The organism is Pseudoduganella rivuli, from assembly GCF_009674485.1.
In the GTDB taxonomy this organism is placed as follows: domain Bacteria; phylum Pseudomonadota; class Gammaproteobacteria; order Burkholderiales; family Burkholderiaceae_D; genus Rugamonas; species Rugamonas rivuli_B.
In genome coordinates, this window is record NZ_WKJJ01000003.1 from 404,549 (window position 1) to 416,508 (window position 11,960).

General features: G+C 60.5%; 7 protein-coding genes. 3 read left to right on the plus strand and 4 right to left on the minus strand.

Annotated features, from left to right (window positions below; translation table 11 throughout):
* Window positions 1-11 precede the first annotated feature (11 nt).
* The 4 genes from GJ700_RS06685 to GJ700_RS06700 all read right to left on the minus strand — a co-directional run bounded on the left by GJ700_RS06685 (window position 12) and on the right by GJ700_RS06700 (window position 6,550).
* Entirely contained in the window at window positions 12-2,447 is a 2,436-nt protein-coding gene (locus tag GJ700_RS06685) for a glycosyltransferase (RefSeq protein WP_195763802.1), read from the minus strand.
* A gap of 2 nt (window positions 2,448-2,449) precedes the next feature.
* On the minus strand, window positions 2,450-4,486 hold the full coding sequence (locus tag GJ700_RS06690; RefSeq protein WP_154371866.1) for a glycosyltransferase family 2 protein: 2,037 nt from the start codon (window positions 4,484-4,486) through the stop codon (window positions 2,450-2,452).
* An 11-nt stretch (window positions 4,487-4,497) separates the two neighbouring features.
* Window positions 4,498-5,628, minus strand: a complete 1,131-nt coding sequence (locus GJ700_RS06695; RefSeq protein WP_154371867.1) for a DUF4214 domain-containing protein — start codon at window positions 5,626-5,628, stop codon at window positions 4,498-4,500.
* A 109-nt stretch (window positions 5,629-5,737) separates the two neighbouring features.
* Window positions 5,738-6,550, minus strand: a complete 813-nt coding sequence (locus tag GJ700_RS06700) for a hypothetical protein (RefSeq protein WP_154371868.1) — start codon at window positions 6,548-6,550, stop codon at window positions 5,738-5,740.
* Between the two features lie 556 nt (window positions 6,551-7,106).
* Here GJ700_RS06700 and flhB point away from each other — a divergent pair.
* From flhB to metK, 3 genes are all read left to right on the plus strand, one after another.
* Window positions 7,107-8,258 carry a flagellar biosynthesis protein FlhB gene (flhB, locus tag GJ700_RS06705; protein WP_154371869.1) on the plus strand — a complete coding sequence of 384 codons (1,152 nt, stop codon included), beginning with the start codon at window positions 7,107-7,109 and terminating at the stop codon, window positions 8,256-8,258.
* A gap of 22 nt (window positions 8,259-8,280) precedes the next feature.
* Window positions 8,281-10,437, plus strand: coding sequence for a flagellar biosynthesis protein FlhA (gene flhA, locus GJ700_RS06710; protein ID WP_154371870.1), 2,157 nt, complete (start codon window positions 8,281-8,283; stop codon window positions 10,435-10,437).
* 189 nt (window positions 10,438-10,626) lie between these two features.
* The gene (metK, locus tag GJ700_RS06715; RefSeq protein WP_154371871.1) at window positions 10,627-11,793 is read left to right on the plus strand and encodes a methionine adenosyltransferase; all 1,167 of its coding nucleotides are present in this window, start codon (window positions 10,627-10,629) and stop codon (window positions 11,791-11,793) included.
* The last annotated feature ends 167 nt before the right edge of the window (window positions 11,794-11,960 follow it).

Here is an 11,960-nt window from a genome sequence, read left to right on the forward strand (position 1 = left end):
CCTAATGAAGCTTAAAGTACGCTGTCCTGAACCTGTACCGGGAAACCAGCCTGGCGAGGCGCGCGATCACGCGGCGGCAGTGCCAGGCCACCAAATGCGTGGCTGTATGCATCCAGGTTCAGGCTCGGATGGTAGGCGGGATCATGCTGAAGCAAATAGCCCCAGCTGGTGCGTAACTGGTCGATTTCACGCTGGGCGCGCAAACTCTTTTGGGGGCTGTCATCCGTTCCCCTGCTGGCTGACTCTGCATGCAACATGGTGGCGTAAGGCGTCCAGATAATGGACTTGCCCGCGGTACGCAGTTTCAGGCAGAGGTCAACATCATTAAATGCCACGGGGAACGCGACGCCATTCATGCCGCCAACGGCCAGGTAATCGCTTTTGCGCAGGAACAGGCACGCAGCGGTAACACCGCTTACTTGCTGCAACAACTGGTTGCGGCCATGGTCGCCCCAGTCGCGCTCGGCAAGGCGGTTGCCGAAGTGTCCTGCCACGTTGCCGACACCCATCAGTACGCCTCCATGCTGCACCATGCCGTTTGGCCACAACAGCTTGGCACCGACGGCGCCGACACCCGGTTGCAGCAGGTGGCTGACGATTTCCTCGAGCCAGCCGTCGTGCATCGCTTCGATGTCATTGTTGATCAGGCCGACGATCTCCCCGGTGGCCGCGTCCACTGCGGCATTGTTCAGCGTTGCAAAGTTGAACGGACCTGGCGCAGGCAGGATCCGCACCCCTTGTTTGCTGATCTTGCGGAAATACGCCTTGGTTTTCGGCAGGGCGGAGTCATTATCGATGACGATAATTTCCAGGTTTTCCCACTTGGTATGTTGCTGGATGGTGCTGATACAGCGTTCCAGCAACTCCACATGGTCCCGCGTAGGAATGATCAGGCTGACGCTGCGCTGCCTGTCCCGCTTGCCCAGTGCCCGCACTATCCGGCGGGGAATAAAGCCGGCGTCACCCGGGCCAGCCAGTGGTTGCAACGCGGCTTTCGTGTCAACCTGGCCCAGCACGGTAGTGGCCGCTTCGTAACGCTGCTGCTGTTCTTGCGCGGACAGCGGCGTATCGCTCTGCAGCAGCACGCGCGGAACATGCACAACAGTTTGCTGTGCGGCTTCCCATTGTGCTGCGAGCAGGGACCAGACCAGCAGTGCCGCGTTGGCACGGGTCTCAACCGGTAGCGCAGCCACTGCCGGGGCGCGCGCAAATACCAGGTCCAGCGGATAGTCGCTGGCCAGTGCGTATTCCGGGTTCCACGCAGGTTTGAACCACGGGCGGCCAGCACGCTCACTGTCGGTGTACACCAGTTGCGTTGCCGCATCGGCAAAACCGTGCAGGGCGGCCGTCACCGCATGTGGCGCCAGCGTGTCGCCGTTGCGCACACAGGCGATGATATCGCAGCGTGCAATCAGCGCTGCCTGTAGCATCGCGTGCAGCGCCCGCTGCTGATCAGGCACACCTGGTTCCAATGCGAATACGTGCGTCAGTGGATGTGATTGCTGTTGCAAGCTGGCCAGTGTACGTGCGGCAGCGGCTTGGTCGCCTTGCTGGCCGCCATGGACCAGGATTCCGACTTTCAGGGCTGCCAGGGCGTCAGGCAGCGGCGGTACGCTGCCCGGAGTTTCAAACTGCGCATGCCATTCGCGGTAATGGTGCATCGCCAGGCTGCGCGGCAGCACACGTTCGTAGCCGTCAATTGCCGAGCCCAGCACACCTGTATCGTCTGGCAATAGCGCTTTGACACCCTGCGCGTAGCAGCACACGGTCAATGGGCTGCCATTCAACTGATTGCCCCGGTCGTCGACTACGCGCACCGTGTGGCTGAGGCCATCGCCAAGCTTGATCGGCAGGTTCAGGATAAAGCCGTGGTCATTGACTTCGTATGCGCGCGTAGCAGGATGGGTGATGTCGGCAAGGGTTTCAGCAAGTAATTGTTCGCCTTCATACGCACGTACCGTTACTTTGCGGCGCTCATCACGGTTATCGATGGCCCAGCCGTGCAGACGCAACGCACCGTCGCTGAACACGGCACTGCGCGCGGCAACAGGTGGTTTAGTGGAGGAGGCCAGTTCAACATGGCCAGGAAGGAGCGCATCAGTGTTGGCGATGCGCATCGTGACCACGCCTTGATGCCCCGGTTTGATAATGCCAAGGTCGGCGATGAAGCCGTGGCAAACATCGGTGACAGTCCCGGCTGGTAAAACACTCGCAAAGGTATCCGCCAGGTCGCCACGTGCAATATCGGCTGTAACCGTGCCGATGGCATCGCCATCGCGCAATACTTCCAGGACTACCCGTTGCTCAGGTTGTTTGATATCGAGCACCCAGCCATAAACCAGGCCGCGGTGCATACCTTCGAGTGCGCCGGTCCAGCGCTTGTCGGAACCTGGTGCCGCCTTCACTGCCTTCGCGCGGGTTTTGCGCGGGGCAGGGAGTGTTTCCATTTTCATACTGCTACGGTCTCTTTCAGGTTGGGCTTGTTGGTGCGAGTGGTCGGCGCTTCATGTTGCGCCAACCAATTGTTCAACCATACATCGGGCATGAACTCATCGTCCAGTTCCACGCGCGGTACTTGTAAGGGGGTTATCAAATCGTGTTGAACCAACAACGCTGCGCACCCTGCCAGGCCGCTGATGGCGGCGTCAGTGAGGAGCGCGGTTTCGTCCCATAGTCCGGATGGCAGGACATCGGTCACGCCGGTATGCCACAGTGCTTCAGTGGCTTCGCCAATAATCAACAGGCGCACGTTGATGTCGGGGCGGCTGGCGATGAGCCGCGCCAGTGCGAGCACTTTGCTGGCATGTGGATGATGCTGGCGATGCTGCCACACACCGATGCGGACGCACGATGAGCGCAGCGCAGCCGGTACGGGCCGGGCAATTTCCTGTGCGCCTTCCTGCAATTTCACGGCAGCCGCCAGCCAGTCGCATTGTTGTTGTTCCAGTGCTGAACGGAGCGCGGTGCGGGCAGGCTCCAGCGGATCCTCCATCAGGTAGCTGGCATATAACGTATGGTAAGTTGGATAACGGGCAGCCAGCACCGCACGGTTTTCACGTACGCGCAGTGTCTTTTCGAAGCGGAATGACACGGTGCCCGTGTGGGCGACAAACACGCCTGTGGCCAGCAGGTGGCGGTAACCGGCGGTGGCGGCGCGCAGGCACCAGTCGACTTCTTCACCATAGCCGCGTACCAGGTGCACGCCGTCCAGCAAGCCTACCTGGTCCAGCACGGTGCGGCGAATCATCATGGCAAAGCCGCAGCACGTCGGCAATTCCATATCTTCGATTGCGCCGCTGTTGCGCAGCGCAGCCGCTGTCCGGTCCAGGCGCGCCAGCTGGTCCGGCAGCGGGCCGCGGGCAGCCATGGCAATGGTGGGGAAGCTGCTGATTTCGCCGTTGTTGGACCATGGCGTGGCAGTAGCGATGTCGGGCGCGCTGTACAGCGTTGCACGCAGGCGGTCCAGCCAGTCGCCATGTACCAGCGTGTCGGCATTGAGCAGCATGACGTCGTGTTCTGGCTGCAGGCGCATCGCGCGGTTACAGGTTTCAATAAACCCGAGGTTGCGTGAATTACGCAGCAGGACGATATGCCCAGCCGCTGCCTGGGCGTCGAGCCAGCGGGACAGCGCAGGTTCCGGACTGGCGTCATCCACCACGACGATACGGGCGGCGGCGCGGTTGTGCTGCATGCTGGCCATCACGCTGGCAATACAGGCGCGGGTGCGGGTTTCATCGCCGTATACGGGGATGATGACGTCGATCGCGCGCTCCGCGGTCACGGCGTTTGCCTGATGTCTTGGCGAAGCAGGTTGTTGTGCACGGTCGGTGAGCTGGGCGTCGAAGACCAGCGGCGAACCTTGCAGCAGTTGCGCTGTTGCACCAGTATCGAATGCCAGTGACCACACACCCGGATGCGGGTAATTGATGCGGAAGCGCTGGCCGTTCGCCGGCACGTCCAGTTGATATTGCCTGGTTTCGTCGGACAGCAGTACGCGCATCGTGGCCGGGCCGCCGGCGGGAGCGAACAGCATTCCCTCGATGGCATCGTCTGCTTTCCAGCATGCCCCAACGGTGGTGACACCAGCTTCACGCAGTATCGATAATAGTGGCGTATGCGAGGCGGTGCGGCACCGCGCCGGCAGGAAAGCTGGACCCAGCATGCGCACACTGTCTACTGCGCCTGTGGCAAGCCAGCAGCGCAGCATGGCGTCCTGCAGCATGGGCAGGTCGGGCGCACTCTTCCACGCCTGGTACCAGGCCTTGGCGCTCAATTCGGGACGGGAAGTTTCAAGAACTTTGGCACGCAGCATTGCCGGAACGTGCTGCTCGGGATAGAGGCGGCACAGGTATTCCACGGCAATCAGCGCATCGGCATGGTGGCCGGCTTTGAATGCCTCGACTGCGCGTGATAATAGTGCATCGGCGCGCAGTCGAGGGGAGCAAGACAAGAAAAAGGGGGGGATCCCCCCTTGTAGGTGCATCATAAAAGAGTTGCTTAGATGATGCCCGAGACGATCGTGACGTTGCCGACCAGGGTTGCTTCCAGTGCCGTTGCGCCAGGAGAGTGCGTACCTTGCATGTTCAGCGTGTGAATCTCGGCGAACGAACGGATGATGTCCGCACGGCTGATGCCGTGGTCGTGCATCGCTCCCAGCCAGTAAGTCATGCCACCGGAGTCGCCGTTACGGCCGAAGGTGTTCTGATACAGGCTGTTGATGAAGGCGGTGTCATCCAGCAGGGCACGTGGACCGAACTCGGCCGATTTCACCAGAGCGTTGGCGATCTGGCTCAGGGTTGCGCCATCTTTCGCCAGGTCGTAGTAGTAATCCAGGCCGGCTGCGTCAGCGGTGCGGCCGAGGGCTACTTCGAACAAGGTTGCGATCGATGCTTCGGTTGCGGTCTTCGCGAAGACCAGGGCGTCGCCGCCAGCAACTTCCACGTACTGGATCTTCTCGATCTTCGTGGTCACGCCGGTGATCTTGTCGGTTACTACGACATCGCTCGTGCCGGCTGCAACGGTGTAGTTCGATGCGGTGCCAGCCAGTTTAACCACGGAGTAATCGCTGTTGCCGCCGGTGATGGTGCTGTTACCCAAACCTGCGACCACGGTGTCAACACCGTGGCCGGTGACGACAGTGCTGTTGCCGGTGCCAAGGCTCAGCTTGGTGTTCTTGGCGTCAGCGATCGTGAACTTCGATTCGCCCGCACCTGCCACAACAACGCGCTGGGCGCCGATCACTGGCGCATCGGCGCCGGCAGCGGTAGCCGTAACGGCAGGACCGCCAGTAGTGGCGCCATCATTCAGGGTGACGTCGACTTTAGCCGTACCCTGGATGATTACCACCGGCACGTTCTTGGTTGCCGTAGGGCCAATGACAACCGCATCGCCAGAGGTCGCTGTTTCAGTCACGGTCAGCACTGTGATTTCGGTGCCAGCAGCTGGTGCCGGCGCGGAAGAGCCCTCGCTCAGGGTGGTTTGCTGGATGACGACGGTGGTGTCAGGAACACCACCGGTGACAGGCGAGGTCAGCGCAATAATTTCATTGACAGTGGTCTGATCCTGGAACGCCGGATTATTGCTGCTCTGCAAAGAGCCTACCACCGTAGTGGTTGATGTTTCGTACATTTACTTCTCCTTTCAAATTGGAACTACGTTGGTCGGCCGGCCACACTCCGATAGGCGGAGATTGGAACCGACCGCGTAAGTCCTACACACACAGGTGTTGCTGCTAAGGCTATTTGTTGCGTTTGGCTTTGAATACTTTGGTGCGTGGTGACTGGTCCCAAGGATTTGGTGGCTGTTGCTGGTTCAGTTGAGCAATATCTACGCTAAGCTTTATTGCCGTCAAGTGTTCAAGTCCACTGGGGCCGCTGGCAGGTAGGCCGGATGTGATCGGTACGCTAAAACCGCCGGAGAAGTGGGCGACGCCATTCAACTCAAACTTGTGCGCATTGGCACCCACCAGCGTGAACGTCACTTCCGTCACGCGGCGCGATTCGCCTTTACTGCCGCAAAACTGGCCAGTCGTCACAGTTTCGGTGGCGCCCAGGCCTTCCAGCGTCACACTGTAAGCCAGGTCAACTTCCTTTGGATGGGTTGGCCACATGGCCTGGAAGCCTTCCAGCCGCAACCCGCTGCCCGGATCGCCGAGGAATTGCCCTTCTGATGCCACTGCATCGCCTATGCGTTCAATGTGGCCAATCAGCGACAAGCCTTCGTTGCTGATACGGATAGGTTGATCTGCCGGAAGGGAGACAGGGGCCACAGGCGCCGCGGCCTGTGCAGGTGTAAACGAAGGGGCAGACGGGACTGGTGCTACCCGCTGTTCCGGTTCATCCAGGCCGATCTTGTCGATACGTAGCGTCGGCGCCGTTACGCCAGCCTGCGCCATGAAGGCGCTAACCAGCAATTCCGCCGGTGCATCCTGCACATGCATCACGATACAGTCGCTGCCGTCACGCAGCGTGGCGCCCATGGTGCCCTTGGTCCAGATCGCTTCAATACGGCCATTGTTTTCAGGATTGCCCGGGGCGCGGGAAACAGTCATCGGCGGCTGCCCGCCTTTGGGGTGCCGCAAAATGTAGATACCTGGTTGTAACAGTACGACTGAATTCGTTATTTCCATGAGCCTGTGTTTGCAGTGTTCGAATATGGACGGACGGTAAGTATTCTAAATATGCTAATTGATAAGTGGCAAATGTTCCTGTGATGAATATCACAACTTGTGATTTATTCACGTAAAAACCACGGCGAGGAACCCGTATGGCGCACAGCAGCGCTAAATGACATCGCCTCAGAGCATTTTTCGTTGCGACAGCGCAGAAAGCGCCTTGGATTTACGGGTTACACGTATGTTGCACTGTAGCATGTTTCACCATGTTTATGCAATTGCTAGATAGAATAAAGTAATGTCTTTTATGTAATTCTTGGTGCGTCCGAGGATAAATGTTAAAAGTGTGAATATTCACACTTTATATTTATGGGATGTCGTATCTGTTGTTCTAGGGAAATTCGAATTAACCGGGAATTCCACCGTTATTCCGCCGATGGGTATGTCGTTGTGCGCGCGATAATCGAGCCCATCGATAGCGAAGGTGCGGGACATGGCAGAAGAGAGCGAAAGCGAAAAGACAGAACCGGCGTCACAGAAGCGCCTCGAGCAGGCGCGTGAAGAAGGCGATGTTCCCAGGTCGCGCGAAGTCGCGACCTTTACTGTCTTGATGACTGCCGGCGCCGGCCTGTGGATCACGGGTGCCGGGCTGGTGCGGGACTTGAGTTCCGCCATGGTGTCCGGCCTGGCCCTGAGCCCGGAGCAAATCTACAATCCCGACGTGCTGCTGACCCGCGTCGGCATCGATATCGGCCGCGTGATGCTGGCTTGCATGCCGCTGGGCCTGGCTGTCATGTTCGTGGCGCTGGCGTCGCCCATGCTGGTGGGCGGCTGGCTGTTTTCCGGCAAGGCGATTACCCCGAATTTCATGAAGCTCAACCCGATCAACGGGCTGACCAACATGATTTCCACCAATGCCCTGGTGGAACTGGTGAAAGCCATCGCCAAGACCATCGTGGTGGGCTTTGTCGCGTACCTGGTCGTCATGCGCCAGCGCGAGGCGGTGATCCAGCTGGTGACGGAACCGCTGGGCGCCGGCATGGCGCATTTGCTGGAAATGCTGGCCATGAGTTTCCTGTTCATCGTCGGTGCGCTGGGTTTCATTGCCGCCATCGACGCTCCTTACCAGCTGTGGCATTACGCCAACAAGCTGAAAATGACGCGCCAGGAATTGATCCAGGAATCGAAGGAATCGGACGGTAATCCGCAAATCAAGGGCAAGATCCGCCAGATGCAGCGCGAGATGGCCAAGCGCCGCATGATGGCCGACGTGCCGACCGCCGACGTGGTGGTGACCAACCCGACCCACTATGCGGTCGCGCTGAAATACGCGGACGGTTCGCGCGGCGCGCCGAAAGTCGTGGCCAAGGGTACCGATGAGGTGGCGGCCAAGATCCGCGAGTTGGCGAAAGAGCACAAAGTGACGATCCTGGAAGCGCCGCCGCTGGCGCGGGCGTTGTTTAAACACAGCGATATCGGTGACGAGATCCCTGAGCGCCTGTATGCTGCCGTGGCTGAAGTGCTGGCCTACGTCTACCAGCTGCGCATGTTCAAGCCGGGCCTGCGCTATCCGGACCGCCCGACCAAGCTGGACGTGCCGGACGACATGGACCCGCACCACCCCGCGTCACAGAAGAAGACATAAGAAGATATAACGGAGTCGAGTAATGAAGAGCCTGAACGCCTATTTGCCACCCTGGTTGTCCAGCCGCGTCAGCGGCCTGAGCATGCCGGCCGGACAAAGCAAGAGCCTGGCGGCGCCGATCCTGATCATCATGCTGCTGGTGATGATGATCCTGCCGCTGCCGGCGTTCATCCTCGACCTGTTCTTCAGCTTTAACATTGCGCTGTCCATCATCGTGCTGCTGACCAGCCTGTATACGGTCAAGCCGCTCGACTTCATGGCATTCCCCGCCGTGCTGCTGGTGTCGACCATGCTGCGTTTGTCACTGAACGTGGCGTCGACCCGCGTGGTGCTGACCGAGGGCCATACCGGCGGCGCGGCGGCCGGCAAGGTGATCGAGGCGTTCGGCCACTTCCTGATTGGCGGTAATTACACGGTCGGTATCGTCGTGTTCATCATCCTGACCATCATTAACTTCACGGTGGTGACCAAGGGTGCGGGCCGTATCGCCGAGGTGGGCGCGCGTTTCGCCCTGGACGCGATGCCGGGCAAGCAGATGGCGATCGACGCCGACCTGAACGCCGGCCTGATCGGCGAAGCGGAAGCGCGCAAGCGCCGCAGCGAAGTGTCGATGGAAGCGGAATTCTATGGCGCGATGGACGGTGCGTCGAAGTACGTGCGCGGCGACGCCGTGGCCGGCATCATGGTGACCGTCATTAACATCATCGGCGGCTTGCTGGTCGGCGTCATCCAGCACGACCTGGCGTTTGGCGAAGCGGCCAAGCTGTACACGCTGCTGGCCATCGGTGACGGCCTGGTGGCGCAGATTCCATCGCTGGTGATTTCCATCGCGGCCGGTATCGTCGTGTCGCGCGTGGCCAGCGAGCAGGACGTGGGCACCCAGGTGGTGGGCCAGCTGTTTGCCAAGCCGCAGGTACTGTACATCACCGGCGCCATCATAGGCGGCATGGGCGTGATCCCCGGCATGCCGAACCTGGTGTTCCTGTTGCTGGCGTCGGCGCTGATCGGTGGCGGCTACCTGCTGGCCAAGCGCGCGAAGGAAGGTGCGCCACCATTGCCCGGTTCGCCGGAAGCGGCCGCTGCGGCCGACGCGGCGCAGGGCGGGGCAGGCGCCGCCGCGCCGGCGCCGGAATCGGAAGAAGCGACGTGGCAGGACGTGCTGCCGGTCGATACGCTGGGCCTGGAAGTGGGCTACCGCCTGATTCCGCTGGTGGACAAGGCGCAGGGCGGCGAACTGCTGAAGCGCATCAAGGGTATCCGCAAGAAATTTGCGCAGGAAGTGGGCTTCCTGGCGCCGCCGGTGCACATCCGCGACAACCTGGAACTGAAACCTTCCGCTTACCGTATTGCTTTGAAGGGGGTGGAAGTGGGGGCGGGCGAGGCGTTCAACGGCCAGTATCTGGCGATCAATCCCGGCATGGCCAGCGGTACCTTGCCTGGCCTGGTGACGCAGGACCCCGCGTTTGGCTTGCCGGCGATCTGGATCGACGCGGGCTTGCGCGACCAGGCGCAAACCATGGGCTATACGGTGGTCGACGCGGGTACCGTGGTGGCGACGCACCTGAATCACCTGATCACCACGCACGCGTCCGAATTGCTGGGCCGTGCGGAAGTGCAGTCGCTGCTGGATCACCTGGCGAAAGAGTCGCCCAAGCTGGTGGAAGACCTGGTGCCGAAGATGATGTCGCTGTCGGCGCTGCAGAAAGTGCTGCAAAACCTGCTGGCCGAAGGCGTGCATATCCGCGACATGCGCTCGATTATCGAAACCCTGGCCGAGCACACCGCCGTGACGCAGGATCCCAACGAGTTGACGGCGCTGGTGCGGATTTCGCTGGGCCGCGCCATCGTGCAGCAACTGTTCCCGACCGGCGGCGAATTGTCCGTCATCACGCTGGACAACCGCCTGGAGCGCCTGCTGATGCAAGCGATGGCGCAGGGCGGGGCGGATGGCGCCGGCATCGAGCCGGGCTTGGCGGATACGATTGCCCAATCGGCGGCGCAGGCTGCCGCGCAGCAGGAAGCGCTCGGGCTGACGCCGGTGTTGCTGGTGCCGGGGCCGCTGCGCGTGCTGCTGGCGCGCTTCCTGCGGCGCGCATTGCCGCAACTGAAAGTGCTGTCGCACGCGGAAATCCCCGAGTCGAAGACGATCCGCGTGACGGCGCTGGTGGGGACTCAGTAAGTTTGGAACTGCGCGGCATATATCGCGCAGTTTCCATCTTGTTTTGCAGCATGTTTATGGTAGTATCTTGATAACTCACCGCCGAGTTAACAGACAACTTGCGAGGCGGAATATAAATCTCGCTAAAGCGTCGCAAGCCGGTTTTGGTTGTTGCGACAATTTTTATTCAACCATTATCAGGAGCTTGCGATGTCCAACGATTATCTGTTTACCTCTGAATCCGTTTCGGAAGGCCACCCGGACAAGGTTGCCGACCAAATTTCCGATGCCATCCTGGACGCCATCCTGGCGCAGGACCCCAAAGCCCGCGTCGCCGCTGAAACCCTGTGCAATACCGGCCTGGTCGTGCTGGCGGGTGAAATCACCACCCACGCCAACGTCGATTACATCAACGTGGCGCGTGAAACCATCAAGCGCATCGGCTACGACAACACCGACTACGGTATCGATTACCGTGGCTGCGCCGTGCTGGTTGCCTATGACAAGCAATCGCCGGACATCGCCCAGGGCGTCGATGAAGGCAAGGGTATCGACCTGGACCAGGGCGCCGGCGACCAGGGCCTGATGTTCGGCTACGCTTGCGATGAAACCCCGGAACTGATGCCGGCCGCGATCTACTACTCGCACCGCCTGGTCGAGCGCCAGTCGCAGTTGCGCAAGGATGGCCGCCTGCCATGGCTGCGTCCGGATGCCAAGTCGCAAGTCACGCTGCGCTACGTGGATGGCAAGCCGGTGGCGGTTGACACCGTCGTGCTGTCGACTCAGCATGCACCAGATATTCGCCATGGCCAGATCGAAGAAGCCGTCATCGAAGAAATCATCAAGCCGGTGCTGCCATCGGCATGGCTGAACGGCACCAAATTCCTGGTCAACCCGACCGGCCGTTTCGTTATCGGCGGACCGCAGGGCGACTGTGGCCTGACCGGCCGCAAGATCATCGTCGACACCTACGGCGGCGCTGCGCCGCACGGCGGCGGCGCGTTCTCCGGCAAGGATCCGTCGAAAGTCGACCGTTCCGCAGCCTACGCGGCCCGCTACGTGGCGAAAAACATCGTGGCCGCCGGCCTGGCGCGCCAGTGCCAGGTGCAAGTGTCGTACGCGATTGGCGTGGCCCGTCCGATCAACATCACCGTGTACACCGAAGGCACGGGCGTGATCGCTGACGAGAAAATCGCCGCGCTGGTGCAGGAGCACTTCGACCTGCGCCCGAAAGGCATCGTGCAAATGCTGGACCTGCTGCGCCCGATCTATCAGAAGACTGCTGCTTATGGCCACTTCGGCCGCGAAGAGCCGGAATTCACGTGGGAACGTACGGACAAGGCTGCTATTCTGCGTGCTGCAGCCGGCTTGGGCTGAATGGTCACCTCGATTTAGTCCATGCACAATGGCGTCCAGTTGGACGCCATTATTTTTATTGGCAAGCTAGTCGTGCAAATAAGGGCATTTTCCCGCCTTGTTCCATCGATTGTTTCCCTGTTGCATCCCCAATAATGCAACTGTCGGAGTGAGCCCAGCGCATCGAG